Genomic DNA, 26612 nt, shown 5'->3' on the forward strand with positions numbered 1-26612 from the left:
CGGGGGTGGTGCGGGGCGGGCGGCGCGCGCCGCGGTGACGCGCGGCCGGGGCGGTCAGGCGGCGAGCCGGCCGGCGGCGTGCCGCACCGAGCGGGCCAGGATGCCGAGGCCCTCGTCGAGCTCGTCGTCCGTCGCGGTCAGCGGCGGCAGCAGCTTCACCACCTCGTCGTGCGGCCCGGAGGTCTCCAGGAGCAGCCCGAGCTCGAAGGCCCGGCGGCACACGGCCGCGGCCCGCTCGCCGCCGGCGAACTCCAGGCCCCAGACCAGCCCGCGGCCGCGGACCGCGAGGCCGGAGCGTCCGTCGTCGCCGACCAGCTCGCCGAGCGCGGCCTCGATCCGGGCGGCCCGGGCCAGGGTGCGGTCGCGCAGCGTGTCGTCGCTCCAGTAGGTCTCCAGCGCGGCGGTGGCGGTGACGAAGGCGGGGTTGTTGCCGCGGAAGGTGCCGTTGTGCTCGCCCGGCCGCCACTGGTCCAGTTCCGAGCGGAAGAGGCACAGGGCCATCGGCAGGCCGTAGCCGCTGATCGACTTGGAGAGGGTGACGATGTCCGGGGTGATGCCGGCCTCCTCGAAGGAGAAGAAGTCGCCGGTCCGGCCGCAGCCCATCTGCACGTCGTCGACGATCAGCAGCATGTCGTGTCGCCGGCACAGGTCGGCGAGGCCGCGCAGCCACTCGGCCCGGGCGACGTTGATGCCGCCCTCGCCCTGCACCGTCTCGACGATGACGGCGGCCGGGTGGTCGAGGCCGGAGCCGGGGTCGTCGAGCAGCCGCTCGAACCACAGGAAGTCCGGCATCCGGCCGTCCAGGTAGTGGTCGTACGGCATGCGCGTGACATGGGCCAGCGGGACGCCCGCGCCGGCCCGCTTCGCGGAGTTGCCGGTCGTGGCGAGCGAGCCGAGCGACATGCCGTGGAAGGCGTTGGTGAAGGAGACGACCGTCTCCCGGCCGGTGACCTTGCGGGCCAGCTTCAGCGCGGCCTCCACCGCGTTGGTGCCGGTCGGACCCGGGAACATCACCTTGTAGGGCAGCGCGCGGGGCTCCAGGACGGTCGAGCGGAAGGTCTCCAGGAAGGCGCGTTTCGCGGTGGTCGACATGTCGAGGCCGTGGGTGACGCCGTCACCGGCGAGGTAGTCGAGCAGCGCCCGCTTGAGGACCGGGTTGTTGTGTCCGTAGTTGAGCGAGCCGGCGCCGGCGAAGAAGTCGAGGTAGGGCCGCCCGTGCTCGTCGTACAACCGGCTCCCGCGGGCCTGCTCGAAGACCACGGGCCAGGCACGGCAGTAGCTGCGCACCTCGGATTCGACGGTCTCGAAGACGGACGGGGCGGCGATGTCGGTGAGGGTCACGGTTCTCCCGTATCTCGGTGTCGCGACCCGCGGCGGTCGCGGGTCGCGGCGGGGGTTCACAGGTGTGGTGAGGGGTGCGGGGCGGTCCCGGTCAGGGGGCCAGCGGGCCGATGCGATAGAGCAGCTCCGGCTCGTGGGCCGGGGCCGCCGGGTCCGCCGGGGCGGCGTCCGGGAACGCCTCGGCGGGGAACAGCACCTCCCGGGTCAGCGCCGCCCCGCGGCGGCGAGCGAACGAACGGAACAGCCGGTCCGAGGCCACGTTGCCCGGAGTGACGGTGGCCTCCAGCCGGCTCGGCCCGCGCCCCTCGGCCGCCAGGCGGCCGGTCAGGGCGTCGAGCAGTGCTCCCGCTACCCCGGTTCCGCGATGCGAATCGTCCACGGCGACCTGCCAGACGAAGAGCGTCCCCGGCGCCTCGGGGCGCAGATAGCCGGTCACGAAGCCGACCGGCCGGCCCCCGGCGTTCCGGGCCACCGCCGAGGTGGCCGCGAAGTCGCGGCACCACAGCAGGTAGCTGTAGGGCGAGTTGAGGTCCAGGCCGTCCGCTCCCCGGGCGATCCGCCAGAGGTCCGCACCGTCCGCCGGGCGGGCGGGGCCGATGTCGACGGCGGCCTTCGGTGAGGTCAGATGTGGTGCGGTCATGGGCGCCGAAGCTACCGAGCGACCGGATGAACTTCCTGGTGCCGCGGTCTTGCGGACCACCGGGATGTGAGGTAGATGCGCAGGCGGATACCGCCGGGGCGCTCCGTCCCATCGTGCCGGGTGAACCGGGAGGTACCCGGTCAAAACCATCGATTGTCACGACTGGATAACGGCTGGAGCGGTCCTCGGCCGCGCCTCGGAATTCCGTGAGAACCTACCCCGCTTGACGTTTGAAGCCTCTCGCTGGGGTCAGGAGTACGGGTTCACCGGGCTCCGGAGCCCGGATCCGGCACCGAGTGCCGCCCCGCGTGCCGGATCATCGACGGCATGCTCTACGAGTCCCTGTCGGCCGGCGCGCTCGCCGTGGTCCTGATCTGTGCCGTCGTCCGGCCCCGCGGCCTGCCGGAGGCCGTCTTCGCGATACCCCCGGCCCTGCTCCTGATCGCCTGCGGAGCGATACCCCTCGCCCACGTCCGGGAGGAGATGGAGCGGCTCGGCCCCGTCATCGGCTTCCTCGCCGCCGCGCTCGTCCTCGCCAAGCTCTGCGACGACGAGGGACTCTTCCACGCCTGCGGGACCTGGACCGCCCGGCTGGCCCGCGGCCGCCCGCGGCGGCTGCTCGGCGCCGTGTTCGCCCTCGCCGCCCTCGTCACCGCCGCCCTCAGCCTGGACGCCACCGTCGTCCTGCTCACCCCCGTCGTGTTCGCCACCGCCGCCCGGATGGGCACGAGCCCCCGCCCGCACAGCTACGCGACCGCCCACCTGTCGAACACGGCCTCCCTGCTCCTGCCGGTCTCCAACCTCACCAATCTCCTCGCCTTCACCGCCACCGGGCTCGGCTTCACCCGCTTCGCGCTGGTCATGCTGCTGCCCTGGCTGGTCGCCGTCGGCGTCGAGTACGCGGTCTTCCGGCGCTTCTTCGCCGCCGACCTCGACGCCCCGGCCACCCCGAGCGCCGCCCCCGAACCGCCCGAGATGCCGCTCTTCGCCCTGGTGACCGTGGGCGCCACCCTGCTCGGCTTCGGCCTCACCTCGGTGCTCGGCGTCGACCCGGCCTGGGCGGCGGCCGCCGGAGCCGCCGTGCTCGCCGTACGGGCCCTGCTCCGCCGCCGCACCACCCCGGCCGCGCTGGTGCGCTCGGCCGCCCTGCCCTTCCTCGGCTTCGTCCTCGCCCTCGGGATCGTCGTCCGGGCCGTCGTCGACAACGGCCTCGGCACCGCCCTCGGCGCCCTCCTGCCCGACGGCTCCTCACTGCCCGCCCTGCTCGGCACCGCCGCGCTCGCCGCGCTGCTCGCCAATCTGATCAACAACCTGCCCGCCGTGCTCGCCCTCGCGCCCCTGGCCGCCCCCTCCGGCCCCGGCGCGGTCCTCGCCGTCCTCCTCGGCGTCAACATCGGGCCGAACCTCGGCTACGCCGGCTCGCTCGCCACCCTGCTGTGGCGCCGCATCGCCCACGCCCACGGGCAGCGGGTCGAGCTGCGCGAGTTCACCGTCCTCGGGCTGCTCACCACCCCCGTCACCCTGCTCGCCGCCACCCTCGCCCTGTGGGCCTCCCTGGCCGTGTTCCTCTGAGGCGGTCGTGTTCCTCTGAGCCGCGGCGCCGCGGGGGACCGGCGTCACTCCTCCTCGACCAGGTGCATGGCCGCCTCCTCGGCGGAGGCGGCGCCGCCGTCGATGCCCACGTCCCGGGCGTAGCCCTCCAGCGGTGACAGGGCCCGTCCGCCGTCCAGGGCCACCAGACGGCCCGAGCGTCGGGCGCCGACCTCCCCGTCCAGCGGCTCGCCGTCGGTGTCCACGGCGTCCCCGATGCCGTCCCAGTCGGGGTCCGGCGCGTCGTCCGGCAGCTCCTCGGCCAGCCGCTGGTCCAGGGACTCGCCGCGCAGCCGCTCGGCCGCCGTCACCCCGGTGTGCTCCACGGCCCACGGGCGGTCCGGGGGGACGTACCCCTCGTCGAGCGGGTCGTCGACAGGGCCGTCCAGGGTGTCCGAGGCGTCGAGCAGCCCCGCGTCGTCCTGGACCTCGCTCCGGGCGTCCGGCTGGTACACCTCGTCGCCCCAGGCCTCGTTCCCGGCCACGTCGGCCGTGTTCTCGCTCATGCGGACACTCCCGCCACTCGCCGGTCTCCACGAGCTGTTTCCCATGCTCCGTGCCCGGCCCCCGGCCCGCCACCGCACGCCTCCCGGGTGCTCGAAATGCGCCCGTCCGGGGGCCGGATCCGGCCGCCACGCGCCGTCCGAGGGGGTCCGGATGTGAACCTGTGCCGCGCACGGGGTAAAACCATGGCCAACACCCCTCTCACCTGAACGGAAACGCGCGCGTTGAGCATGCTCCCAGGATCACGTGTGCCAGGCCGGACCTGGACGATCCGCCTCACCGGCCACCCCGACCACTCGGCGACGGTCACCTGCACCACGCCGGGCTGCCGCATGCCGGCGCGGTCCAAGGACCTCGCCGCCCTGCGGACCTTCGCCGCCGAGCACGTCCGCGCCCACGCCCGCCTCGCCTCCGCCCGCCCGAACGCCGCGTGCGCCTGCGGCGCGAGCGACTGCCGGCACCACACCGCCCGCACCACCTGCACCGGCCGCACGCTCCTGGTCCTGATCCACCACCCGGCGATCGCCGAGGTCTGGACCCTGGCCGAGATCTGCCAGGCCTGCGCCCCGCTGATCGCCCACGCGACCGTCCTCGCCGGCGCCGGCGGCGACTCCACCGGCCGCGACTCGCTCGCCGCCCGCGCCGCCGCCGCGGCGGCCGCGACGCCCGCGAGCCCGGCCCCGGCGACCCCGGCCGCCCCGGCCTCGCCCGGCGCGCCGGTGCCGCCCGCCGTGCCGATGATGTTCTCGTCGCCGGAGGCCGCCGGCGGCCCCGCGGCACCCGTGCCCTCCCCGCACCGCCGCCGCTCGCGCGGAGGCGGAGGCGGAGGCGGCGGTGGACGGGGCGGCCAGGGCGGCCGCGGCGGGCAGGGCGGCCAGGGCGGCAACCGCCGCACCCGAGGCCGCTCCTGACGCCCCCGGCCGAGGGCCCCGCACCACCCGGCCTCCGTCCTTCGACGGAGGCCGGTCTCCTCCGGGAGGGCGAGGAGATCCGGGCGGGCCGCCGCCTACGCTGAGGCGGTCGTCCAGCCCCACGGAAAGGCGCCCCACGTGAAGAGCCGCGGAACCAAGAACCTGCGCGAAGGCGCGATCCTCTTGCTCGTCGGCCTCGGCCTCAGGCTGTTCGCCGGCGACGTGGACATCCCCGTGTTCACCCTCACCAAGGTCGGCGTGGTGCTCATGGTCGTCGGCGGCGTGACGCTGCTGTACGGAGCCTTCCAGACCGTGTCCGCGGCCCGCGGGGCGCGCACCGGCGGCAGCGGAACCGCGGACCGCTCCTCCTGACACCCGGTGCACGGGCGGGCACCGCCGCTTTCTAGGCTGGGGCCATGTCCGACGAGTCCCCGCTGCTCCGCAGCCTGCGTGCCGCCGTGGCCGCCGCCCCCGAAGACGTGCCGCTGCGGCTGCACTTCGCCGAACTGCTCCTCGCGGAGGGACGCCACGACGAGGCCGTCGGCCAGGCCGCGGCGGCCCTCCAGCACGCCCCCGGCGACCCGGCGGCGCGGGACCTGATGGCCCGCGCGATGGGCCTCCCGACCCAGCCCCCGCCCCCGCCGGCCACCGCACCGACGCCGCCCACCGCTCCGGACACCCCGGCGACGCCGGCCACCCCGCCCGCGCCGCCCATCGCGCCGGCCCCGCCCGCCGGCACCCCCGACGAGCCGCCCGCCTTCGACTGGGCCGCCGCCGAGCAGCAGGTCGCCGACCTCGTCGGACCCCGCTTCGCCGACGGCGGCGACAGCGCGGCCGGGACCGGCGGCGGCCTGGAGGCGCCGCTCACCTCCGACGGCCTCGGCGACCCCGGTGACGCCTCGGCCTGGGACGTCGACGCCCCCGGAGCCGTACGCCTCGCCGACGTCGGCGGCATGCGGGAGGTCAAGGAGCGCCTGGAGGCCGCCTTCCTCGCCCCCATGCGCAATCCCGAACTGCGCCGCCTCTACGGCAAGTCCCTGCGCGGCGGACTGCTCCTCTACGGCCCGCCCGGCTGCGGCAAGACCTTCATCGCCCGCGCCGTCGCGGGCGAACTCGGCGCGTCCTTCCTGTCGGTGTCGCTCGCGGACATCCTCGACATGTACATCGGGACCTCCGAGCGCAACGTCCACGACATCTTCGAGACCGCCCGCCGCCAGGCCCCCTGCGTGGTCTTCCTCGACGAGCTCGACGCCCTCGGCGCCAAGCGCTCCCGCATGCACCACAGCGGACTGCGCAACGTCGTGAACCAGCTCCTCACCGAACTCGACGGCGTCGACGGCGACCGCAACGAGGGCGTGTTCGTGCTCGCGGCGACCAACGTCCCCTGGGACGTCGACCTCGCCCTGCGCCGGCCAGGCCGCCTCGACCGCACCCTGCTCGTGCTGCCCCCGGACGGCCCGGCCCGCGAGGCCATCCTCCGCTACCACCTGCGCGAACGGCCCATCGAGTCGGTCGACCTCGCCCGGATCGTCAAGGCCACCGAGGACTTCTCCGGCGCCGACCTCGCCCACCTCTGCGAGTCCGCCGCCGAGGCCGCCCTCCTCGACTCCGCCCGTACCGGCACCGTCCGCATGATCACCACCAAGGACCTGCTGCGGGCCGCCAAGGAGCTCAAGCCCTCCAGCGAGTCCTGGTTCGCCTCCGCCCGCAACGTGGCGATGTTCGCCAACGACGGAGGCATGTACGACGACCTGCTCGCCCACCTCAAGAAGAAGCGCAAGCTGTGACCGCCACCGACCCGGCCGGCCGCGACCTGCTCCAGGCCGACGCGCTCTACGACCTCGGGCGCTACGCCCAGGCCGCCGAGGCCGCCGCCCGCCACCTCGCCCGGCACCCCGACGACGCGAGCGCGCTCGTGCTGCTCGCCCGCTGCCGGCACCGCCTCGGCGACGAGACCCAGGCCCTCGACCTCACCGAACGGGCCCTGCGCGCCGAACCCGACTCCGTCGCCGGCTGGCTGATGCGCACCCACGTCCTGCTCGGCACCGGGCAGTACGAGCAGGCCGAGGAGTGCGCCCGGCGCGCCGTGGCCCTCGCCCCGCACCACTGGGCGACCCACTACACCCTGGGCACCGTCCTCGACCGCTCCGTGCGCCGCGAACGCAAGCGGGCCGCCTACGAGGCCGCCCGCACCGCCGTCTCCCTCGCCCCCGAGGAGAGCGACGCCCACTTCCTCGTCGGCCTCACAGCCCATCGCCTCGGCAACCACGAGGTCGCCGAACGCGCCTACGAGACCGCCCTGCGCCTCGACCCCGAGAGCAGCGAGGCCCACAACAACCTCTCGCTGCTCCACCTGCGCCGCCGCTGGTGGCGGCCCGGCTCCTGGACCCGGGCCGCCGAGGGCTTCGTGCAGTCCGCCGCCCTGGACCTGAACGACCGGCAGGCCCGCTACAACCTGGAGACCATGGCCTGGGGCACCGTCGCCGGCTCCCGCTGGGTGGCCCTCGCCGGATTCGTCGCCGCCTCCATGGCCTCCGCCCACCTGCGCTCCGGCGCCGAGGGCCGCTCGGCGCTCCTCGGCGTGCTGCTCGCCGCCGCCGTGATGGTCGGCGGCTGGGGCGGCTGGTTCCTGTGGCTGGCCCGCCGGGTGCCGCCCCGGCTGCGCCGCCCGCTGCTGCTGGTCTCCCGCGGCTGCACACCGGTCCTCGCCATGGCCGTCGCGGTGGCCCTGATGGCCCTCCACTCGGCACTCAGCCTGCTGCTGTGGCGGGTGCCCGGCTTCGGCGCGCTCGCCTTCCCGCTGTTCTGGGGCGCCGTCATCACGTACTGGGCCAGCCGGGCCCGGCTCCAGCGCCGCGCCCCCCCGGAACTGACCGCGGCCACCCCCCGCTCCTGCGCGAAAAACCGCTGTCCCCACCGGACTTCGGCTGCCTAGACTCCACCGCGTACCGACGGGCGACACCGCCCGCACGCAGCGAAGGGAGACACCATGCACGCCACGGCCACCACCGCCGTCGCCCGCGTCCGTGGCGTCTCCCGTGCCCGGTACGACGTGATCCTGGCCTCTTCGTCGCCCCGGTGCCGGCTGCGCGGCCGTCACCGCTGACCCGCGACGAAATCCACGGGCCCGCCCGCAGCCCCCGGCTGCCGCCGACCCCTGTCCGCGTGCTCCCGCACGCCCGTCACGGGAATCGCGCTGCCCTGCACTCTCGCATCGCACGCGAAGGACCCACGTCACCATGCGTACCCGCATCCGCAACCTCGGCATCCTGGCCCACGTCGACGCCGGCAAGACCACCCTCACCGAGCGCTTCCTCTACCTCACCGGCGCCACCCACAGGCGCGGCGAGGTCCACGACGGCACCACCGTCACCGACTTCGACCCGCAGGAACGCGACCGCGGCATCACCATCTTCTCCGCCGCCGTCAGCTGCGAGTGGGCCGGCCACCGCCTCAACCTCATCGACACCCCCGGGCACGTCGACTTCGCCGACGAGGTCGAGCGCGCCCTGCGCGTCCTGGACGGCGCCGTCGCCGTCTTCGACGCCGTCGCGGGCGTCGAACCGCAGAGCGAGTCCGTGTGGCGCCAGGCCGACCGGCACGGCGTCCCGCGCCTCGCCTTCGTCAACAAGCTCGACCGCGCCGGGGCGGACCTCGACGCCGCCGTCGCCTCCCTCCGCGACCGGCTCGGCACCGTACCCCTCGCGGTCCAGTTGCCGATCGGACGCGAGGACGCCTTCACCGGCGTCGTCGACCTCGTCCACCTGCGCGCCCACCAGTGGCGGGCCGGCTCCGACGCGTACGAGACCGGACCCGTCCCCGACGCCCTGGTCGAGGAGGCGGTACGCCGACGACACCGGCTCGCCGAGACCGTCGCCGAACTGCACCCGGCCGCCCTGGAGGAGTACTGCGCCGACGGCACCCTCAGCCCCGGCACGCTGACCGCCGCCCTGCACGACCTCACCCTCGGCGGCGAGGCCGTGGTCGTGCTGTGCGGCTCCGCCTACCGCAACCGCGGGGTCGAACCGCTCCTCGACGCCGTCGTCGCCTATCTGCCCGCCCCCGCCGACCTCCCGCCGGTACGGGGCGAGCGGCCCGCCGACCCCGCGGCGCCGCTCACCGCCCTCGTCTTCAAGGTCACCACCACCGCCACCGGCCGCCTCACCTACCTCCGCGTCTACGCGGGCACCCTGCGAAAGGGGGACACCGTGCTCGACAGCACCACCGGCCGCACCGAACGCGTCGCCCGCATCCTGCGCGTCCAGGCCGACCGCACCACCGAGACCGACCTGGCCACGGCCGGCGACATCGTCGCCGTCGTCGGACCCAAGGCAGCGCGCACCGGCGCCACCCTGTGCGCCGCCGACGCGCCCGCGATCCGGCTCGAACCGCCGGTCTCCGCCGACCCGGTGGTGTCCGTCGCCGTCGAGGCCCGGCTCGGCCGCGACACCGAACGGCTCGCCGTCGCGCTCGCCCGGCTCGCCGAGGAGGACCCCTCGCTCGGCGTCCGGACCGACCCCGAGTCCGGCCAGACCGTCCTGTCCGGCCTGGGCGAACTCCACCTGGAGGTCGCGGTCGAGAAGCTGCGTCGCGCCCACGGGCTCGACGTCACCGTCGGCCGCCCCCAGGTGGCGTACCGGGAGACCCCGGCCGGGGCCGTCACCGGCCTCACCTACCGGCACGTCAAACAGGACGGCGGAGCGGGCCAGTTCGCGGTCGTCGTCCTCGACGTCGCCCCGCTCGGCGCGGACGAGGACCCGGCCGGCCGGGACCTGGTCTTCCGGTCCGCCGTGACCGGCGGCCGGGTCCCGCAGGAGTTCGTCCGCGCGGTCGAGGCCGGCTGCCGGGACGCCTTGGCCGACGGTCCGCTCGGCGGCCATCCGGTCACCGGTGTCCGGGTCACCCTCACCGACGGCGCCACCCATGTGAAGGACTCCTCCGAGCTCGCCTTCCGCACCGCCGGACGGCTCGCGCTCCGCGAGGCCCTGCGCAAGGGCGGCACGACCCTGCTGGAACCGGTCGTCGAGGTCACCGTCACCGCGCCCGACAGCGCCGTCGGCACGGTGCTCGGCGACCTGGCCGCCCGGCGCGGCCGGATCACCGACTCCGCCACCCACGCGGACACGGCGGTCCTCACCGCGACCGTCCCGCTCGCCGCGCTCTTCGGCTACGCGACCCAGCTGCGCAGCCGCACGCAGGGCCGGGCCGGTTTCACCACCCGCCCGGCGGGATACGCCCCGGCCGGCTGAACCGGCTGAACCGGCTGAACCGGCTGAACCGGCTCAGCCGGCGAGAACCGGGGTCCGGCGCGCCACCGTGCGCCGGACCCCGGTCCGGGTCACTTCGCCGAGAACCCCTCGGGAGCGCCGCCGAAACCGATCTCGTTCCCGTCCGGGTCGCGGAAGGTGGCCTTGCGCACCCCGTTGCCGTAGGTCTCGCGCTGCGCCGGGCGCAGCCCGCGGGCGGCGATGTCGCCGATCACCGTGTCGAAGTCGTCGACGAACAGGGTGTGCATCGCGTGCCCGGCGTGCCCCGGACGGTGCTCGATGTAGAGCGAGCGGTGCTCCGCCAGCTCCCACACCGCCTCGGTGTCGTTCGGCAGGAAGGAGGGCGGCGCGCCGAGCAGGCGTTCGTACCAGGCGACGGCCGCCGCGTAGTCGCTGACGGCGATTCCGGCGAAGAGGTGCATGGGCACGACCCTAAGGGCGGTGCGCCGATCCCGCCGGGTGTGAGGGAGCGGTACTCCTCATGCCTCCCGCGGCCCCATGCCTCCCGCGGCATGACGGCATAGCGGGATTCGTCTTGGACCGGGTGGTCCGGCCCGCCCTACCGTCGGAGACGTCGCGCAGCACGGTCCAAGGAGGCGCGACCACGGGGAAGTTCACCACACGAGGGATGCATCATGCTCATCAAGAGGTTCGTCGCCGTCGCCCTGTCCACCGTCACCCTCGGCGCCCTCGCCGTCGGCAGCGCCGGCGCCGCCGACCCGGCGGCGGCACCCGCCGAGCGCGTCGAGATCCTGGAACTGAAGGTCGGGAACCTGCAGTACGACGGCGTCGACCTCGGCCCGGCCGGGCCGAGCCTCGGGGACGTCAGCGTCTTCTCCGGCACCACGTCGAAGGACGGGCGCGTGATCGGGCTCGGCGGCGGCACCTGCGAGGTCGTCCGCGTCGAGGGCGCCCGGCAGACCTCGCAGTGCGTCATCACCGCCCGCCTCGAACAGGGCACCCTGACCATGCAGGCCCTGCGGGAGGGCGCCTCGCCGGACCTCGCGATGGCCCTCACCGGCGGCACCGGCGCCTACACGGGCGCGCGCGGCACCGCCGTCTACGAGGACATCGCCACCCCGGACGAGCGCATCCGCGTCGAACTCGTCCGCTGATCCCCGCTACGCCGTCGGCGCGGCCCCGGCCCGGGGGAGGAAGGCCGGCCGCAGCGACGGGTCCACGGGGTCGTAGTAGCGGTGGAAGACCGGGGTGGCCGAGCCGGACACCGGCGGAACGATCCAGCTCCAGTCCGCCGGGGTCGGCCGGCCGTGCCGGCGCTCCTGGGCGATGTGCCGCAGGAACCGCTCGGACTCGGTGTGGTGGTCCGCCATCGTCACCCCCGCCTCCTGGAAGGAGTGCAGCACCGCCACGTTCAGCTCGACCAGCGCCCGGTCCCGCCACAGCGTGCGCTCGCTCGACCGGTCCAGGCCCAGCCCGTCGGCCACCCGGGGCAGCAGGTCGTAGCGCTCGCCGTCGGCCAGGTTCCGGGCGCCTATCTCCGTGCCCATGTACCAGCCGTTGAACGGCGCCGCCGGATACCGGATCCCGCCGATCTCGAGGACCATGTCGCTGATCGCCGGCACCGTGTACCAGCGCAGCCCGAGCCCCGCGAAGAACGGATGGTCCGGATGGCTCAGCGGCACCTCCGTGACCGTGCCGTCCGGCAGTTCGAACCACTCGGGCCGGGACCCGGGCCGCTCGCGCACCATCAGCGGCAGCACCTGGAAGTCCTCCTCGTCCCGCTTCCAGCCCAGCGCCCGCGCCTCCTCGGTGAGCGCGGCGCTGCGCGGGTCGCCCGACCAGGACCCGCCGGGCGTCCGGTGCCCCGCGTAGCGGACCAGCTGGTCGTTGACGATCCGCGGCGCGGGCCGCCCGGGCCGGTCCGGGGCGAAGACGGAGATCACCGGGCGGATCCGGCCGTCGTTCCCGGCCAGCCGCAGATGCGCGAAGCACTCCTCGGCGACCTCGCCGGGGTCCGTCACGTGCCGCAGGTCGCGCACCACCAGGCTGCGCCAGTACAGGCGCCCGATGCAGCGCGCCGCGTTCCGCCAGGCGAGCTTCGCGCCGTAGGCCAGTTCGGCGGGGGAGTGCACGTAGGTCCCGGTGCGGTCGATCTCGGCCAGCACCTCCCGGACCCTCGGCTCCGCGTCACCGGCCTGCGGCTGCTCCTCGTGGAACTGGCGCACGAAGCGCTCCGCCTCCCGCCGCAGCGGCGAGGCCACCGCCGCCGGCCGCTGCGGAGGCAGGGGTGCCGGGACCGCGCCGTGGCCGTACGGGCAGGCCGCGGGTCCGGGCGGCGCGACGGAGACCGGGGTGACCGGGGCGACGGGGACGGCCGGCGTGACGGGCGCCGCCGGGGCGGCGGGCGCGACCCGGGCGGACTTGCGGCGAAGGCTCAGACTGAAGACCAAGGTGTTTCCTCCCTGGCCCCATGGCTACCGTACGCGAGCACGCGAGTGTGGAGAGTAGTCGAAAATGCGATGGGCGCGGCCTCCGGGCTGCTAGGGTGCCCGGCTTCGGGCGCCCTTCGCGCGCGTTGCCCCGCCTGGACCCCGCGGCCGTGCGCGCCCGGCGCCGCCGCGCCAGGATCGAGAGGATCCGGCCCCACCCCCGGCGGCCGGGGACACGGAGGCGGCGATGAGCGCAGGCTGGGAACCCCGTCCCTGGGCGGACACCGACGCGGGGGAGTTCCGCCCGCCGCTCGACGTGCCGGCGCCGGGGCGGCAGCGGCGCTGGACGGTGTTCCTGCGGTGGCTGCTGCTCGTCCCGCAGTTCGTGGTGGTGGCGGTGCTCTCGGTCGCCGCGTTCTTCGTGACGGTCGTCGGCTGGTTCGCCGCCCTGGTGCTCGGCCGGCTGCCCGATCCGATCCACTCCTTCCTCGGTGACGTACTGGCCTACCAGACCCGGGTGACGGCCAGCGCGACGCTGCTCGTCGACCGCTACCCGCCCTTCGCCTTCGACGCCCCCGACCACCCCGTGCGGATCGAACTCCGGCAGACGCCGCTCAACCGGCTCGCCGTGCTCTTCCGGATCGTCCTCATGATCCCGGCCGCGATCGTCAGCGGCCTCGCCCAGTCCGGATGGTTCGCCATCGGCTGGATCTTCTGGCTCGTCACCCTCGTGCTCGGCCGGCTGCCCGGGCCGGTGTTCGCCGCGACGGCGGCCGTCGTCCGCTACCGCATGCGGTTCACCGCGTACACGACGATGCTGACCCCCGTGTACCCCAAGGGCGTCTTCGGCGACGAGCCCGCCCCCGCCGCCCAGCAGCCCGTCTCGGGCACCCGCCCGCTGGTCCTCGGCACCGCCGCCAAGGTCCTCGTCTGGGTCTTCCTGATCCTCGGCCTCGCGGGCCAGATCACCAACGGCACGGTGAGCCGCGGCGACGACGAGCCGTACGACGACCGCCTGACCGGCCAGGTCCGGAGCGCCGATGGGTGACGAGGGCGGCAGTGACCCGGCAGCGGCCGAGCGGAGCTGGGCGCGCTGCCTGCTCGCCGGCGCCGTGTTCGTGGTCTGCATGGCCGGCACCACCCTGCCGACCCCGCTCTACCCGCTCTACCAGGAGAAGTTCGGCTTCTCCGAACTGACCGTCACCGTCGTCTACGCGGTCTACGCCTTCGGGGTCATCGGCGTGCTGCTGCTCGCCGGCAACGCCTCCGACACCGTCGGCCGGCGTCCCGCCCTGCTGTGGGGCCTCGGCTTCGCCGCCGCCAGCGCCGGCTGCTTCCTCGCCGCCGACGCACTGCCCTGGCTGTACGCCGGCCGCCTGTTCTCCGGCCTGTCGGCCGGCCTCTTCACCGGCGCCGCCACGGCCTACGTCCTGGAACTCGCCCCGCCCGGCGGCTCCTCCCGCGCCACCTTCGTGGCCACCGCGGCCAACATGGGCGGCCTCGGCTGCGGACCGCTCCTCGCGGGCCTCCTCGCCGAGTACGCCCCCGCGCCGCTCGTCCTGCCCTTCGGCGTCCACCTCGCCCTGGTGGCCGCCTCCGTGCTCGTCCTGCTCCGGCTGCCCGAGACCGTCACCGACCGGCGGCCGCTGTCCGCCGTACGCCCCCGGCGGCCCGCCCTGCCGCCGCAGGTCCGGGCGGTGTTCGTGCCGTCCGCCGTCGCCGCCTTCGTGGGCTTCGCGCTCTTCGGGGTGTTCACCTCGGTGAGCCCCGCCTTCCTCGCGCGCTTCCTGCACGTGGACAACCACGCCGTCAGCGGCCTGGTCGTCGCCCTCGCCTTCTTCGCCTCCACGGGCGGGCAGCTCGCCGTCGGCCGGGTCGGCGTCGCCCGTTCCCTGCCGCTGGGCTGCGCCGTGCTCTTCGCCGGCCTGCTCCTCCTGGCGGGCGCCCTGCGGGCCGACTCCCTGGCGCTCGTGGTCCTGTCCGCCCTGGTCGGCGGCACCGGACAGGGCCTCGCCTTCCGCGCCGCGATGACCGCGGTCGCCCGGGCCGCCCCGGCCGACCGGCGCGCGGCCGTCATCTCCGCGCTCTTCGTCGTGGGTTACGCGGGGATCTCCCTGCCCGTCATCGGCGTCGGCCTCCTGGCCGACCCCCTCGGCCTCGAAGGCGCCGGGCTCGTCTTCATCGCCTGCATGCTCGCCCTGCTCGTCCCCGCGGGCGGCTATCTGCTGCGCCGGCCGGTGCGCACCCCGTCCGGGTGACGCCGCCGGCGGACCGGTCAGTCGCCGCTGCCGCCGTCGCCACCGCCGCCGAGGAACCGCTGCTCCGAAGCAGAGCGCTTGCGGCCGGAGCGCTGCGCGCCGCGGACCAGTTCGCCGGCCGCGAGCGTCGCCGCCGCGATGCCCCGCACCCAGCGCGGGCCTCCGCGCGCGGCCCAGACGACACAGCCGCAGCCGACGACGGCCAGTACGAGGACGGCGCTCAGGACGAGCAGAATCATGCGGGTTCCCCCCTGTTCTCCCGGTGCCCCGGGACGTTCTCCCGGCGTCCCGGGGTCTTGCGTGGTCGGGGCCATTCTCGCAGCCCGCGCGCGGGGGAGGTTTGCGTCAATGTACGACGGGTTCCGGTCGGAAACGGCCCCCGGGCCCGGGGCGTTGGGCCCGCGCCCCCACACCCGGGCATTACTCTTCATTGACCTGCTCTTGAACGCGCCTTGGTGAATCCTTTCGAGTGACGACGACCCGTGCGAAGGAGGGGAAAGTGCCCACGAAACCGCCCCGGCGCGCCCTCGACGGCCTCCTCGCCGTCGCCCTCGCCGCCCTCCTCGCGCTCCTCGGCGCCACCGGCACCGGCCCGCCGGACGACGGCGGCCCCCGCGCCGGCGCGGCCCCGCCGCCCCGCACCCAGGCGACCGGCGCCCCCAACCCGTACGAGATCCTGCCCGCCCACGAGAACGAGACCGGCACCCCCCGCGCCGCGACCCGCACCCGGCGTCCCCCGGGCCGCCCCGGACCCCCGCCGGGCACCGCCGGCGCGACACCACCGCCGTGCGCGACCGCCCCCGCCCGGGACGCGGACCCCCTGCACCACCCCAGCACCGACATCACCGAACTCCAGGTCTTCCGCTGCTGACAGGCCGTCGGCGGACCCCTGTCCGCCCTCCGCCGCACCGTTCCGTCAGCCCGACGCGCCCCGCGGCGCGCCAGGAGGAAACCCACCCCATGCAGCCCCTCATCGACCACGCCCGCCGATTCGGCCAGCGCCCTGAGGAGTTCGCCCCGCTCGCCGCGGGCCAGGCCCCGGCGGCCCTCTTCATCACCTGCTCCGACTCCCGGGTCGTCCCCGCCCTCATCACCGGCGCCCGACCCGGCGAACTCTTCGAACTGCGCACGGCCGGCAGCATCGTCCCGCCCTACGACGGACCCGCCCCCAGCGGCGAGACCGCCACCATCGAATACGCCGTCGAGATCCTCGGCGTGAACGACGTGGTGGTCTGCGGCCACTCCCACTGCGGCGCCGTCGGCGCCCTCGTCCGCGGCGACGACCTCAGCACCGTGCCCGCCGTGCGCGACTGGCTCGCCCACGCCGCGCCCGAGGGCGCGCCCGGTCGTCCCGACGACCCGGCCGTCGCCGAGGCCGTACGCGGCCACGTCCTCGCCCAGCTGCTCCGGCTGCGCTCCTACCCCTGCGTCCAGCGGCGCCTGGCCGCCGGGCGCCTGCGCCTGCACGGCTGGTACTACGAGGTCCACACCGGCGCCGTCACCGCCTACCGCCCCCGCACCGACTCCTTCGAGACCCTGTGAGGGGGACGCCCGTCATGAACCGCACCCTGTCCTCCCTCCGTTCCCGGCCCGCCCCGGCGCACCTGCGCCAGGACTTCGCCGCCTCGCTCGTCGTCTTCCTGGTCGCCCTGCCGCTGTGCATCGGCGTCGCCGTCGCCTCCGGCGTGCCCGCCGAACTCGGCCTGATCACCGGCATCGTCGGCGGACTCGTCACCGGCTCGCTGCGCGGCAGCAGCCTCCAGGTCTCCGGCCCGGCCGCCGGACTCACCGTCCTCGTCCTCGACGCCGTCCGCAGCCACGGTCTGCCCGCCCTCGGCGCGATCGTGCTGCTCGCCGGGCTGCTCCAGATCGTCATGGGGCTGCTGGCCTGGGGGCGCTGGTTCCGCGCCATCTCGCTGTCCGTCGTCGAGGGCATGCTCGCCGGCATCGGCCTGGTCATCATCGCCGCCCAGCTCTACGCCGCCGCCGGGGTCCCGGCACCGGCCGGCGGCCTCGGCAAGCTGACCGGGCTGCCCGGCGCGGCGCTCGCCGCCCTCGGCAGCACGGCCGCGCTCGCCTCCCTCGCCGTCGCCGCCGGCACCATCCTGGTGATCGTGCTCTGGCGGCGGCTGCCGTTCCGGGCCGCCCGGGCCGTCCCGGGCGCCCTGATCGCCGTCCTGCTCGCCGCGGGCGCCACCGCCCTGTTCGGCCTGCCGGTCGCCACCGTCCGGGTGAGCGGCGTCCTGGACGCCGTCCGCCCGCCCGACGCGGCCGCCCTCGGCGCCCTGGCCGACCCGGCCGTCCTCGGCACCGCCCTCGCCTTCGCGCTCATCGCCTCCGCCGAGTCGCTGTTCAGCGCGGCGGCCGTGGACCGGCTGCACGCCGGACCGCGCACCCACTACGACAAGGAGCTCTTCGCCCAGGGCGTCGGCAACACCGTCTGCGGCGCGCTCGGCGCGCTGCCCATGACCGCCGTCATCGTGCGCAGCTCGGCCAACGTCCAGGCCGGCGCCCGCACCAAGGCCTCCCGCGTGCTGCACGGCGGCTGGCTGCTGCTCTTCGCCGCCCTGCTGCCCGCCACCCTCGCCCTCGTGCCGCTCGCCGCGCTCGCCGGCATCCTGCTGCACGCCGGGTGGAAACTCATCCCGTTCCGCGGTGTCGCCACCCTCTGGCGCAGCCACCGTGGCGAGGCCCTGGTCCTCGTCGTCACCGCCGCCGCGATCGTCGCGGTCGGCATGTTCGAGGGCGTCCTCGTCGGACTCGCCCTGTCCGTCGCCAAGGCCGCCTGGGAAGCCTCCCACCTGCGCCTGGAGCACCACGACGAGGGCACGGGACCGGTCCGGGTGCGCCTGGCCGGCACCATCACCTTCCTGCGGCTGCCGAAGATACTCGACGCCCTGGAGGCCCTGCCCCGGGACCGCCCGATCGAACTCGACCTGTCCGCCGTCCACCACCTCGACCACGCCTGCCGCGCCGCCCTCGACGCCTGGGCCGCCCGGCACAGCACCACGGGCCCCGAGGCCATCCGTCTGCACGCCCTGCCCGAGCCGCCCGCCGGCCGCACCGCCCCGGTCCCGGCCGCCGGCTCGCACTGACACCCATCGCCCCGGCCGTACACAGGCCCGTACACCGGCTCGCAAGGCAGTCCGGCCCGCCGCCCCCGTGGCGCCGGGCCGGGCGGCCCGCGCTGGCAGCCCCACGCCCCCCGGTGGCACGCTGAGAGGAGGACACCCGGGTTCCGCACCGACGACACGCGGGAGGGCCCATGGGACGAGACGTCCCGGCGCAGAAGTTCACCCGTGACGACCGCCGCCGGTTCCGTGACCGCACCCACACCTGCCTCGACGTGCTCGCCCGGCTGCTGCGCGAGTCACGCTTCGCCGTCGACCGGCCACAGGTCGGCCTGGAGATCGAACTCAACCTCGTCGACGACACCGCCCGCCCCGCCATGCGCAGCGCCGAGGCCCTGGAGGCCATCGCCGACCCCGCCTGGTCCAGCGAGCTGGGCCGCTTCAACCTGGAGATCAACCTCGCCCCCCGGCGGCTCGCCGCCGGCGGCGGCCCCGAGGCCTGGGAGAACGACATCCGCGGCGCCCTCGACCACGCGGAGGCCCGCGCCGCGGCCGTCGGCGCCCACCTCGTCATGATCGGCACCCTGCCCACCCTGCAACGCGGCGACGTCGACCACCACGCCCTCTCCGAGAACCCCCGCTACCACCTCCTCAACGAACAGATCTTCGCCGCCCGCGGCGAGGACCTCCTCATCGAGATCGAGGGCGTCGAACGGCTCCGCACCTACGCCGACACCATCACCCCCGAGGCCGCCTGCACCAGCACCCAGTTCCACCTCCAGGTCGCCCCGGACGAGTTCGCCGCCCACTGGAACGCCGCCCAGGCCATCGCCGGCGTCCAGGTCGCGCTCGCCGCGAACTCCCCCTTCCTCTTCGGCCGCGAACTGTGGAGCGAGACCCGCATCCCCCTCTTCGAGCAGGCCACCGACACCCGCCCCGACGAGATCCGGATCCAGGGCGTCCGCCCCCGCGTCTGGTTCGGGGAACGCTGGATCACCAGCGTCTTCGACCTCTTCGAGGAGAACACCCGCTACTTCCCCGCCCTGCTGCCGCTCGTCGACGACGAGGACCCCGAAGCGGCCCTCGACCGCGGCGAGATCCCCCACCTCGCCGAACTCACCCTCCACAACGGCACCGTCTACCGCTGGAACCGGCCGGTCTACGCCGTCGTCGACGGCGTCCCGCACCTGCGCGTCGAGAACCGCGTCCTGCCGGCCGGGCCCACCGTCGCCGACGTCATGTCCAACGGAGCCTTCTACTACGGCCTGCTGCGCGCCCTCGTCGACGAGGACCGTCCCGTCTGGACCCGGATGTCCTTCTCCGCCGCCGAGGACAACCTGCACACCGCCGCCCGCCGCGGCATCGACGCCGAACTCTTCTGGCCCGGCATGGGCCAGATCCCCGTCACCGAACTCGTGCTGCGCCGGCTGCTCCCGCTCGCCCACCGCGGCCTCGAACGCCTCGGCCTCGACGCAGCGTGGCGCGAACCCCTCCTCGGCGTCGTCGAACAGCGCTGCGTCACCGCCCGCAACGGCGCCGTCTGGCAGGCGGAGACCTTCCACCACCTCCACGACGTCACCCATCTGCCCCGCCCCGAGGCGCTGCGCCGGATGACCCGTCAGTACATCGAGTACATGCACCTCAACGCCCCCGCGCACACCTGGCCGGTGGACTGATCCCGCGGCCGCGGGCCGGGTTGTCGCTGCGGGGTGCCAGAGTGGGGGCGAGCAGGCCGGCGCGGACGAGGACGGCGGCCGGACCGGACACCGGAGGGGCAGGGGCAGTGGGGGACTATTTCGAGCGGGTCGTCGACGTGGAGGCCACGGACGGGGAGGCCGCGGAGCTCGCGGCCCGCGCCCTGGACTGGCTCGTCGCCGAGGGGGTCGTGACCCGCGAGCGGGACCGCGAGGGCATGTACAGCCCGCACGCGGACGAGGGGTACGCGGCGGGCCCGCACTGGACCCGCGCCGTCCAGGGCGACCCCGGCTGGGGCCCGGGACCGCTCGCCGTCATCACCGGCCGCCACCACTACGCGGGCGGCCAGGGCGAGGACGAACCCGCGTACGCCGTCTGCCCGGAGTGTGCCGTCCGCACCACCGTCATCGGCTACCCGGAGTCCTTCGTGGCCGACGAGGAGGTCTGGGCGCCGTTCCGGGCCGCGGTCGAGGCCTGGGAGCGCACCGGCACCGGGGACGCCGCCTGTCCCGCCTGCGGCACCGCCTCGCCCGTCACCCGTTGGGAGTGGTGCGACTCCTATGCCCTGGGCACGCTCTGCTTCGAGTTCTGGGGCTGGCCCCCGCTCGCGGACGCCTTCGTCGAGGACCTCACCGCCCGCCTCGGCCACCGCACGGCTCGCCACATGGGCAAGTTCTGACCGCGCGGCACACCGGAGCGACCGGCGGGCCGGCGGCCGGGAGACCGGTGGCTACGGCCCGGCGATCAGGAAGATGATCTCCACCCGGCCCGCCGCCTTCCCCACCGGGTCGTGCACCCGGTACAGCAGCGTGATGGTGAGCCCGTTGTCCCCGGCCGGCTGCGTGGCCACGCGCCGCAGCTCCGCACCGCGCACCGGCTGGGGCCGGGACTCGGGAGGCCGGGGGTCGTCGGCGAGCGCGGCCAGGGCGTCGTGCAGGGCGCGGCGGCCGCCGGGGGAGAGGTGGGCGATCTCGTGGTAGAGCCTGCGGGGGATCTCGACGTTCCAGTGGGTCACGAGGCGGCGCCGCCCTTGTCGAGCTCGGCGTACAGGTCCTCCAGCGTCATCAGCTCCGTCTCGCCGGCGAGCGAGGCGCGGATCGCCTCCCGCACCTCGGGCCGGGTCCGGATCGCGACCAGCTGCCGGGCCTGGGCGATGACCGAGCGGTGACCGGTGCCGAACCGGGCGGCGCCCAGACGCGCGTCGAAGGCGGTCAGCTCGGCCGGATCGATGTCGGCGAGCGCGGCGCGCAGCTCGGCCAGGGTCTGCGGGCCCTCGTGGTCCTCGAGCCGGTACGGGCTGGCGTAGCCGGGAGCGGACCCGGCGATGTCGTGGGGCAGAGGACTCATGAGCGGGCCTCCTCGTCTCGTACGGCTTCCACGGTACTGCCGGCCGGGCCCCGGGCGGGAGGTGCCGGACACGGGCAATCGCCCCGGAACGGGCACGTACCGCGCCCGCCTCCCACCTCCGCTGCCGGTGCCGGACGGTGACGGGACGTCACCTCTGGTCGAGTGAACCCTCACCCTCCACTGAAGGGTTACGGTTCTCCCTCGCGCCGTCACGCGCGCGTGCCCCCACCGGCGCTTCCGGGAGCCGGACCGGGCCGAAGGGGATCTCCTTCCACAGCGCCCGGCGGCCCGCGTCCGGCTCGGCGTACGAGACGTGGTCGCCCGGCACGGCCCAGTGGCGCACCGGCGTGGTGTCCGCCCCGAGCGCGGGCCAGCCGGGGTCGCCGGTGGCGGCGGAACCGGCCCAGGCTCGTCAAGGGCCTCGCCCTCTTCGGCGCCGTCGTCACCCGGAGCCGCGAGGCGGGCGAGCGGCGGGGTGACGGCCGGTCAGCCGGCCTGCGGTCCGGGGGCGTTGTCAGTGGTGCCCGATAGCGTCGGGGGTGTTGGAAGAGAGCATTCCTGACAGGGGGACTTCGATGTACCAGGGCTGTGCGGACACCACGCCGAGGGTGGTCCTGACCGACGTCAACACGCGGGTGGTGGAGGCCTGGCGGGCCGCCTTCGCCGACACCCCCGGGATCGAGATCCGGCAGGGCTCGATCCTCACCGAGGACGTCGACGCCTGGGTCACGCCGACGAACGCGGCGGGGCGGATGGACGGCGGCGTCGACGCCGCGATCAAACGGCACCTCGGCGCCGGCATCCAGCTGCGGGTGCAGCGCGCGATCCGCGACCGCTTCGCGGGCCGCATGCCGGTCGGCAGCGCCGTGTGCGTGCCCTCCGGCGCCGGCGTCCCGCGTTTCGTCATCTCCACCCCGACCATGGTCGGCTCCTCGCAGAACGTGAGCGAGACCCTCAACGTGGCCCTGGCCTGCGCGGCCGCCTTCCAGGCCGTGCACCGGCAGAACAGGAAGGCACCCGGGAGCATCCGCTCCGTCGCCCTGGTCGGCATGGGCGCCGCCACCGGCCGCGTCCCGGCCCGGATCTGCGCCAACCTCATGTGGACCGGCTACACCCTCTTCCACGACCACTGGTTCGAGGACGACGACGAGCTGCGCGCCACCCTCACCGCCCAGCTCGCCGGCATCGACCAGGTCCCGCAGACCACGAGGGTGCGGATCACGCCGCCGAAAGGGCATTCCTTTCGCCGCTGACCCCGGCACGCAGACCGCCGACGCCCCCGCGGGCGCCACCGGCCACACCCCTTCGCACCACCTTCCTGCCGCAGCCACCACGACCGGGAGTTCCGCCGTGAGCGACGCCACCACCCCGCCCGCCCCCCAGCCCGACCCGAACGACCCGCTGGCCCTCGCCGCGCTCTTCAGCGGCGGCGGCGAGCCCTGGCTGCCCGTCCTCAAGCCCGTCATCGAGGCCCGCCCCGACGCCGCCCACTTCATCGGCCCCGGCCGCAGCCCCCAGGTCGTCCCGGTGCGCGAGCTCACCTTCCAGGCGCTCAAGCCGCAGCCGGCACACCGGTGGAAGGTCGTCGTCTTCGGCCAGAACCCCTACCCGAGGCCGGAGAGCGCCACCGGCATCGCGATGTTCGACAACACCTTCAGCGACTGGAAGGACAGCCAGTTCGGGCGGGTCGTCAGCATCCGGTGCCTCATCAAGGCCGCCGCGATGTGGAAGTACGGCATCGCCAAGAAGACCCCCGTCGGCGAGGTCCGCGCCCTCCTGAAGGAGCGCGACACGGTCCAGCCGCCCGAGTGGTTCCAGGCCATGCTCACCCAGGGCGTGCTGCTGCTCAACGCCTCGCTCACTGCCAGCGCCGACGGCGCCATGGGCACCGACCAGCACACCTCCTTCTGGCGGCCGGTCGCCGAGCGGATCGTCGACGAGATCCTCCGGGCCAAGCAGGAGGCCGAGGACCCCGAGGACCGCGGCGTCGTCTTCGCCTGGTGGGGCGCGCACGCCCGCAGCCTCAAGCGCACCGTGCTGCGCCTGGAGAAGAAGTACCCGGGCGTCGAGGTCAGGCACCTCGACCACGCCAACCCGGCGGCACAGGGCGACCTCTTCTGCGAGGGCGACCACCTCGCCACCGTGAACGACGCCCTGCTGTCGCTCGGCGCCGCCCCCGTCGACTGGCTGCCCAGCAAGGGCTGGAACGAGCCCGCCGCCGGTACGGGGCAGGGCGCCGGCCCCGGCACGGGAGTCGCGGGCCCCGACCCCGACGTCGCCGCGCGGATGGGCGCCTTCATCACCTCCACGAGGGAACTGCACCAGCTGTACCTGGAGCGGCTCACCAGCGTCCGGGACGAGGGACAGGTCCTGCCGCCGCTCACCGGCGTGTTCGACACCCCGCTGATGCCGTTCGAGGACGCCGTCGCCCCGGTGACCGAGGTGCTCGCCGGTCTCGGCCGGCACATCGACCGCTCCCGCGAGTTCGGCAAGCGCCGGGCCGACGAGGAGGCCGGCGGCGGACTGTCCGCCGATGCCATCGCCGCGCTCCACCTCTACACCTGCGAGTCGGGCTTCTACCGCACCGTCAACGCCGTGCTGCGCTCCCCCGACCGCAGCCGCGTCGCACCCTATCTGCCGTATCTGCGGCTGCTGTTCGACGCGGTCTCCGGCCTGCCCGTCCGCACCGAGCCGCTGTGGCGCGGAGTCGCCCTCGACCTGCGGCGCCAGTACCCGCTCGGCTCCACCGTGACCTGGTGGGGCGTCTCCTCCTGCACCTCGGAGCTGGGCGTCGCCCGGGCCTTCCTGGGCAGCAGGGGCAGGCGCACGCTGTTCGAGGTGACCCCGGCCCGCGCGGTCGGCATCCGCCGCTTCTCCGCGTTCACCGGCGAGGAGGAGTACCTCCTCGCCCCCGGCACCCAGCTGAAGGTCACCGACGTGACGACCGAGCGGGGCGGCCTGTGCACGGTGAAGCTCACCGAGGTGGACGCCCCGCTGGTCTCCTGACGCGGGTCAGTTCAGCTCGTCCGGGTGGGGGCCGGTGCGCAGCCCCCGGTCGAGACCGGCGATCGTCGCCATCTCCGCGTCCGTGAGGGCGAAGTCGAACACCTCGGCGTTGGCGCGGATCCGGGCCGGGGTGACCGACTTGGGGATGACCACGTTGCCGAGCTGAAGGTGCCAGCGGATCACGACCTGCGCCGGCGACTTGCCGTGCGCCGCCGCGATCGCGGTGATCGCCGGGTCGTCGAGGACCGCGCCCTGCGCCAGCGGGCTCCACGCCTCGGTGGCGATCCCGTGCTCGGCGTGGACGGCGCGCAGCTCGGACTGCTGGAGCGCGGGGTGCAGCTCGATCTGGTTGACGACCGGCGTCAGCGCGGCCCCGTCCATCAGCCGGCGCAGGTGCTCGGGCTGGAAGTTGGACACGCCGGCGGCGCGGATCCGGCCCTCCTCGGCCAGCCGCTCCAGCGCGCGCCAGGAGTCGCGGTACAGGTCGCGGGCCGGGGCGGGCCAGTGGATCAGGTACAGGTCGACGTGGTCCAGGCCGAGCTTGGCCAGGCTGTCGTCGAAGGCCCGCAGCGTGGCCTCGTACCCCTGATCGGCGTTCCACAGCTTGGTGGTGACGAAGAGCTCCTCGCGGGCTATCCCGGAGGCGGCGAGCGCACGGCCGACGCCGGCCTCGTTGCCGTAGATCGCGGCGGTGTCGATCGAGCGGTAGCCGGCCTCCAGGGCGGCGGTGACGGCGGCGGTGGTCTCGTCGTCCGGGACCTGGAAGACGCCGAAGCCGAGCTGGGGGATCTCGACGCCGTTGTTCAGCTTGACGGTGGGGGTGTTCACGGGGGTGTGCATGATGGTGCGTTTCCTCAGGCGGTGCGGTCGGTCAGGGTGTAACGGACGGTCTGGGCGCTGATGAGCCCGTCGCGGAAGACGAAGGTGTCGACGCCGTCGGTGACCTCGTGGGTGCTGTCCGTGGCGGTCCACTGGAGGAAGAGCACGTCTCCGGCGAACTGCGGGGCCAGGTGCCACTCGGCTCCGGGGAGGTCGGCGAGCAGCCGGCCGATGCCCTCGCGGACTCCGGCGCGTCCGGTGAGGACGCCCTCGGGAGTGACGAAGACGGCGTCCTCGGCGTAGTTCTCGCTGATGAGGTCCAGGTCGCCGGTGCCGAGGCGTCGCCCGTGGTCGGCGAAGACCTCCTGCGGCGTGCGGGTCTGCGGGGTGCTCATGGGGCCCTTCCGGGGATCGGGGGTTCGGGTGGTGCGGGGGTCAGTGGTGTACGGGGGTGGGGGCGGCCTGCGCCGTGACGGCGGCGGTCTCGACCGTGCCGTGCCCGGCACCTTCCGCGACGCCCTTGGCGGGCGCCCGGCGCTCCAGGGCCGCCGACCAGAAGGCGAGCAGCAGCGCGGCGGCGGCCAGGACGGCGCCGACCCAGTTGGGGGAGGTGAAGCCGAGGCCGGCCGAGATGACGAGCCCGCCGAGCCACGCGGCGAGCGCGTTGCCGAGGTTGAAGGCGCCGATGTTCACGGCCGAGGCCAGGGTGGGCGCGCCGTGCGCCTGGTCGAGGACGCGCTTCTGCAGCGGCGGCACGGTCGCGAAGCCGAGCGCCCCGACGAGCAGGACGGTGAGCGCGGCGAGGACCTTGTTGTGCGCGGTCACGGTGAACAGGGCGAGCACGACCGCGAGGCCGCCCAGGGTGGCGTACAGCAGGGGCATCAGGGCCCGGTCGGCGAAGCGTCCGCCGATCAGGTTGCCGAGGAACATGCCCACGCCGAAGAGCACGAGCAGCCAGGTCACGGCCCCGTCGGAGTAGCCGGCGACCTCGGTCATCATGGGGGCGATGTAGGTGATCGCGGCGAAGACGCCGCCGAAGCCGAGCACGGTCATCGCCATGGCGAGCAGCACCTGCGGGTTCCTGAAGGCGCGCAGCTCGCCGCGCAGCCGGGCGCCCTCGGCGCGGGGCATGGCGGGGACGAGCTTCGCGACGCCGAGCAGGCCGATCACGCCGAGTGCGGCGACGATCGCGAAGGTGGTGCGCCAGCCGACGGCCTGCCCGATGAACGTGCCGAGCGGCACGCCGACGATGTTGGCGACGGTCAGTCCGGTGAACATGGTGGCGATGGCGCCGGCCTTCTTCTCCGGGGCGACCAGCTCGGCGGCGACGACGGATCCGATGCCGAAGAACGAGCCGTGGGCGAGCGAGGCGACGACCCGGCCGGTGAGCATGAGGCCGAAGTTCGGGGCGACCGCGGAGAGCAGGTTGCCGAGCACGAACAGGCCCATGAGCAGCATGAGCATCCGCTTCCGGCTGACCTTCGTGCCGAGCACGGTGAGCAGCGGGGCGCCGAGGACGACGCCGAGCGCGTACCCGGTGACCAGCAGGCCGGCGGTCGGGATGGTGACGTCGTAGTCGGCGGCGATCTCGGGGAGCAGCCCCATGATCACGAACTCGGTCGTGCCGATTCCGAAGGCGCCGATGGCGAGTGCGAGCAGGGCGAGCGGCATGGTCCGTCCCTGTCCGGAATTGCTTGAACGATCCCTTTGCATGCTTCGACAATACTTGCACGCGCGCCATAAGTGCAAACGCGGGTATGGCCGGGTCGGGGG

General features: G+C 74.7%; 27 protein-coding genes. 16 read left to right on the top strand and 11 right to left on the bottom strand.

What is annotated here, in order from left to right:
* Nucleotides 1-54 precede the first annotated feature (54 nt).
* A complete protein-coding gene (gene ectB / locus ACIGW2_RS10150; protein ID WP_399842584.1) occupies nt 55-1341 on the bottom strand; it encodes a diaminobutyrate--2-oxoglutarate transaminase in 1287 nt (428 codons plus the stop codon).
* A gap of 91 nt (nt 1342-1432) precedes the next feature.
* Nucleotides 1433-1981, bottom strand: a complete 549-nt coding sequence (gene ectA, locus ACIGW2_RS10155) for a diaminobutyrate acetyltransferase (protein WP_391651817.1) — start codon at nt 1979-1981, stop codon at nt 1433-1435.
* A gap of 327 nt (nt 1982-2308) precedes the next feature.
* Here ectA and ACIGW2_RS10160 point away from each other — a divergent pair, with 327 nt between their 5' ends.
* Nucleotides 2309-3553: an SLC13 family permease gene (locus ACIGW2_RS10160; protein ID WP_391651816.1), complete on the top strand. Its 1245-nt coding sequence runs from the start codon at nt 2309-2311 to the stop codon at nt 3551-3553.
* A gap of 44 nt (nt 3554-3597) precedes the next feature.
* On the opposite strand, the gene ACIGW2_RS10165 is transcribed toward ACIGW2_RS10160, so the two are convergent.
* Nucleotides 3598-4077, bottom strand: a complete 480-nt coding sequence (locus ACIGW2_RS10165) for a DUF5709 domain-containing protein (protein WP_391651815.1) — start codon at nt 4075-4077, stop codon at nt 3598-3600.
* Between the two features lie 246 nt (nt 4078-4323).
* On the opposite strand from ACIGW2_RS10165, the gene ACIGW2_RS10170 reads away from it, so the two are divergent.
* The 5 genes from ACIGW2_RS10170 to fusA all read left to right on the top strand — a co-directional run bounded on the left by ACIGW2_RS10170 (nt 4324) and on the right by fusA (nt 10235).
* Nucleotides 4324-4986: a hypothetical protein gene (locus ACIGW2_RS10170; RefSeq protein ID WP_399842588.1), complete on the top strand. Its 663-nt coding sequence runs from the start codon at nt 4324-4326 to the stop codon at nt 4984-4986.
* Between the two features lie 138 nt (nt 4987-5124).
* Nucleotides 5125-5358 (top strand): DUF5708 family protein, encoded by a 234-nt coding sequence (locus ACIGW2_RS10175; protein ID WP_391651813.1) that lies wholly within the window; start codon nt 5125-5127, stop codon nt 5356-5358.
* A 44-nt stretch (nt 5359-5402) separates the two neighbouring features.
* Complete coding sequence (locus tag ACIGW2_RS10180; RefSeq protein WP_391651812.1) at nt 5403-6773, top strand: AAA family ATPase; 1371 nt, start codon at nt 5403-5405, stop codon at nt 6771-6773.
* Nucleotides 6770-7921 carry a tetratricopeptide repeat protein gene (locus tag ACIGW2_RS10185; RefSeq protein WP_399842593.1) on the top strand — a complete coding sequence of 384 codons (1152 nt, stop codon included), beginning with the start codon at nt 6770-6772 and terminating at the stop codon, nt 7919-7921. The genes ACIGW2_RS10180 and ACIGW2_RS10185 overlap by 4 nt, the downstream gene beginning before the upstream one ends.
* 304 nt (nt 7922-8225) lie before the next feature.
* Nucleotides 8226-10235, top strand: coding sequence for an elongation factor G (gene fusA, locus ACIGW2_RS10190; protein WP_399842595.1), 2010 nt, complete (start codon nt 8226-8228; stop codon nt 10233-10235).
* A gap of 89 nt (nt 10236-10324) precedes the next feature.
* On the opposite strand, the gene ACIGW2_RS10195 is transcribed toward fusA, so the two are convergent.
* The gene (locus ACIGW2_RS10195) at nt 10325-10675 is read right to left on the bottom strand and encodes a VOC family protein (protein WP_391651809.1); all 351 of its coding nucleotides are present in this window, start codon (nt 10673-10675) and stop codon (nt 10325-10327) included.
* Between the two features lie 213 nt (nt 10676-10888).
* Between ACIGW2_RS10195 and ACIGW2_RS10200 the strand changes: the two genes are divergently transcribed.
* Nucleotides 10889-11368 carry a hypothetical protein gene (locus tag ACIGW2_RS10200; RefSeq protein WP_399842598.1) on the top strand — a complete coding sequence of 160 codons (480 nt, stop codon included), beginning with the start codon at nt 10889-10891 and terminating at the stop codon, nt 11366-11368.
* A 6-nt stretch (nt 11369-11374) separates the two neighbouring features.
* On the opposite strand, the gene ACIGW2_RS10205 is transcribed toward ACIGW2_RS10200, so the two are convergent.
* Entirely contained in the window at nt 11375-12499 is a 1125-nt protein-coding gene (locus tag ACIGW2_RS10205; RefSeq protein WP_391652452.1) for a nitric oxide synthase oxygenase, read from the bottom strand.
* Nucleotides 12500-12890: 391 nt separating this feature from the next.
* Here ACIGW2_RS10205 and ACIGW2_RS10210 point away from each other — a divergent pair, with 391 nt between their 5' ends.
* Complete coding sequence (locus ACIGW2_RS10210) at nt 12891-13691, top strand: DUF4389 domain-containing protein (protein ID WP_361584210.1); 801 nt, start codon at nt 12891-12893, stop codon at nt 13689-13691.
* Nucleotides 13684-14901: an MFS transporter gene (locus ACIGW2_RS10215; protein ID WP_391651806.1), complete on the top strand. Its 1218-nt coding sequence runs from the start codon at nt 13684-13686 to the stop codon at nt 14899-14901. The genes ACIGW2_RS10210 and ACIGW2_RS10215 overlap by 8 nt, the downstream gene beginning before the upstream one ends.
* Before the next feature lie 17 nt (nt 14902-14918).
* Here the strand turns inward: ACIGW2_RS10215 and ACIGW2_RS10220 are convergent, their stop codons facing one another.
* Nucleotides 14919-15140 carry a hypothetical protein gene (locus ACIGW2_RS10220; protein WP_391651805.1) on the bottom strand — a complete coding sequence of 74 codons (222 nt, stop codon included), beginning with the start codon at nt 15138-15140 and terminating at the stop codon, nt 14919-14921.
* A gap of 260 nt (nt 15141-15400) precedes the next feature.
* Here ACIGW2_RS10220 and ACIGW2_RS10225 point away from each other — a divergent pair, with 260 nt between their 5' ends.
* From ACIGW2_RS10225 to ACIGW2_RS10245, 5 genes are all read left to right on the top strand, one after another.
* On the top strand, nt 15401-15772 hold the full coding sequence (locus tag ACIGW2_RS10225) for a hypothetical protein (protein WP_399842602.1): 372 nt from the start codon (nt 15401-15403) through the stop codon (nt 15770-15772).
* An 89-nt stretch (nt 15773-15861) separates the two neighbouring features.
* The gene (locus ACIGW2_RS10230) at nt 15862-16443 is read left to right on the top strand and encodes a carbonic anhydrase (RefSeq protein ID WP_361584221.1); all 582 of its coding nucleotides are present in this window, start codon (nt 15862-15864) and stop codon (nt 16441-16443) included.
* Between the two features lie 14 nt (nt 16444-16457).
* Nucleotides 16458-17996, top strand: a complete 1539-nt coding sequence (locus ACIGW2_RS10235) for a SulP family inorganic anion transporter (RefSeq protein ID WP_399842604.1) — start codon at nt 16458-16460, stop codon at nt 17994-17996.
* 170 nt (nt 17997-18166) lie between these two features.
* Nucleotides 18167-19648 (top strand): glutamate-cysteine ligase family protein, encoded by a 1482-nt coding sequence (locus tag ACIGW2_RS10240; RefSeq protein WP_391651802.1) that lies wholly within the window; start codon nt 18167-18169, stop codon nt 19646-19648.
* A 107-nt stretch (nt 19649-19755) separates the two neighbouring features.
* Nucleotides 19756-20346 carry a hypothetical protein gene (locus tag ACIGW2_RS10245; protein WP_399842607.1) on the top strand — a complete coding sequence of 197 codons (591 nt, stop codon included), beginning with the start codon at nt 19756-19758 and terminating at the stop codon, nt 20344-20346.
* Between the two features lie 51 nt (nt 20347-20397).
* On the opposite strand, the gene ACIGW2_RS10250 is transcribed toward ACIGW2_RS10245, so the two are convergent.
* Nucleotides 20398-20682 (bottom strand): hypothetical protein, encoded by a 285-nt coding sequence (locus ACIGW2_RS10250; RefSeq protein WP_391651800.1) that lies wholly within the window; start codon nt 20680-20682, stop codon nt 20398-20400.
* Nucleotides 20679-21014 (bottom strand): hypothetical protein, encoded by a 336-nt coding sequence (locus tag ACIGW2_RS10255; protein WP_391651799.1) that lies wholly within the window; start codon nt 21012-21014, stop codon nt 20679-20681. The genes ACIGW2_RS10250 and ACIGW2_RS10255 overlap by 4 nt, the downstream gene beginning before the upstream one ends.
* Before the next feature lie 575 nt (nt 21015-21589).
* Here ACIGW2_RS10255 and ACIGW2_RS10260 point away from each other — a divergent pair.
* Both ACIGW2_RS10260 and ACIGW2_RS10265 read left to right on the top strand, forming a co-directional pair.
* The gene (locus tag ACIGW2_RS10260; protein ID WP_391651798.1) at nt 21590-22267 is read left to right on the top strand and encodes a macro domain-containing protein; all 678 of its coding nucleotides are present in this window, start codon (nt 21590-21592) and stop codon (nt 22265-22267) included.
* A 97-nt stretch (nt 22268-22364) separates the two neighbouring features.
* On the top strand, nt 22365-24020 hold the full coding sequence (locus tag ACIGW2_RS10265) for an ADP-ribosyltransferase domain-containing protein (protein WP_391651797.1): 1656 nt from the start codon (nt 22365-22367) through the stop codon (nt 24018-24020).
* Nucleotides 24021-24026: 6 nt separating this feature from the next.
* Here ACIGW2_RS10265 and ACIGW2_RS10270 read toward each other — a convergent pair whose 3' ends face one another.
* The 3 genes from ACIGW2_RS10270 to ACIGW2_RS10280 are packed head-to-tail and all read right to left on the bottom strand — an operon-like array spanning nt 24027 to nt 26510.
* Complete coding sequence (locus ACIGW2_RS10270; RefSeq protein ID WP_391651796.1) at nt 24027-24860, bottom strand: aldo/keto reductase; 834 nt, start codon at nt 24858-24860, stop codon at nt 24027-24029.
* Between the two features lie 14 nt (nt 24861-24874).
* On the bottom strand, nt 24875-25234 hold the full coding sequence (locus ACIGW2_RS10275) for a nuclear transport factor 2 family protein (protein ID WP_399842612.1): 360 nt from the start codon (nt 25232-25234) through the stop codon (nt 24875-24877).
* 40 nt (nt 25235-25274) lie between these two features.
* A complete protein-coding gene (locus ACIGW2_RS10280; RefSeq protein ID WP_399842614.1) occupies nt 25275-26510 on the bottom strand; it encodes an MFS transporter in 1236 nt (411 codons plus the stop codon).
* Between the last annotated feature and the right edge of the window lie 102 nt (nt 26511-26612).

This window comes from Streptomyces sp. NPDC053541 (assembly GCF_044544705.1).
In the GTDB taxonomy this organism is placed as follows: Bacteria; Actinomycetota; Actinomycetes; order Streptomycetales; family Streptomycetaceae; genus Streptomyces.

Coding starts and splice junctions, on each gene's coding strand:
- ectA (WP_391651817.1), bottom strand. CDS start 1,981: ATGACCGCACCACATCTGACCTCACCGAAGGCCGCCGTCGACATCGGC.
- ACIGW2_RS10270 (WP_391651796.1), bottom strand. CDS start 24,860: ATGCACACCCCCGTGAACACCCCCACCGTCAAGCTGAACAACGGCGTC.
- ACIGW2_RS10235 (WP_399842604.1), top strand. CDS start 16,458: ATGAACCGCACCCTGTCCTCCCTCCGTTCCCGGCCCGCCCCGGCGCAC.
- ACIGW2_RS10275 (WP_399842612.1), bottom strand. CDS start 25,234: ATGAGCACCCCGCAGACCCGCACGCCGCAGGAGGTCTTCGCCGACCAC.
- ACIGW2_RS10260 (WP_391651798.1), top strand. CDS start 21,590: ATGTACCAGGGCTGTGCGGACACCACGCCGAGGGTGGTCCTGACCGAC.
- ACIGW2_RS10195 (WP_391651809.1), bottom strand. CDS start 10,675: ATGCACCTCTTCGCCGGAATCGCCGTCAGCGACTACGCGGCGGCCGTC.
- ACIGW2_RS10210 (WP_361584210.1), top strand. CDS start 12,891: ATGAGCGCAGGCTGGGAACCCCGTCCCTGGGCGGACACCGACGCGGGG.
- ACIGW2_RS10220 (WP_391651805.1), bottom strand. CDS start 15,140: ATGATTCTGCTCGTCCTGAGCGCCGTCCTCGTACTGGCCGTCGTCGGC.
- ACIGW2_RS10280 (WP_399842614.1), bottom strand. CDS start 26,510: ATGCCGCTCGCCCTGCTCGCACTCGCCATCGGCGCCTTCGGAATCGGC.
- ACIGW2_RS10165 (WP_391651815.1), bottom strand. CDS start 4,077: ATGAGCGAGAACACGGCCGACGTGGCCGGGAACGAGGCCTGGGGCGAC.
- ACIGW2_RS10160 (WP_391651816.1), top strand. CDS start 2,309: ATGCTCTACGAGTCCCTGTCGGCCGGCGCGCTCGCCGTGGTCCTGATC.
- ACIGW2_RS10240 (WP_391651802.1), top strand. CDS start 18,167: ATGGGACGAGACGTCCCGGCGCAGAAGTTCACCCGTGACGACCGCCGC.
- ACIGW2_RS10230 (WP_361584221.1), top strand. CDS start 15,862: ATGCAGCCCCTCATCGACCACGCCCGCCGATTCGGCCAGCGCCCTGAG.
- ACIGW2_RS10215 (WP_391651806.1), top strand. CDS start 13,684: ATGGGTGACGAGGGCGGCAGTGACCCGGCAGCGGCCGAGCGGAGCTGG.
- fusA (WP_399842595.1), top strand. CDS start 8,226: ATGCGTACCCGCATCCGCAACCTCGGCATCCTGGCCCACGTCGACGCC.
- ACIGW2_RS10180 (WP_391651812.1), top strand. CDS start 5,403: ATGTCCGACGAGTCCCCGCTGCTCCGCAGCCTGCGTGCCGCCGTGGCC.
- ACIGW2_RS10200 (WP_399842598.1), top strand. CDS start 10,889: ATGCTCATCAAGAGGTTCGTCGCCGTCGCCCTGTCCACCGTCACCCTC.
- ACIGW2_RS10255 (WP_391651799.1), bottom strand. CDS start 21,014: ATGAGTCCTCTGCCCCACGACATCGCCGGGTCCGCTCCCGGCTACGCC.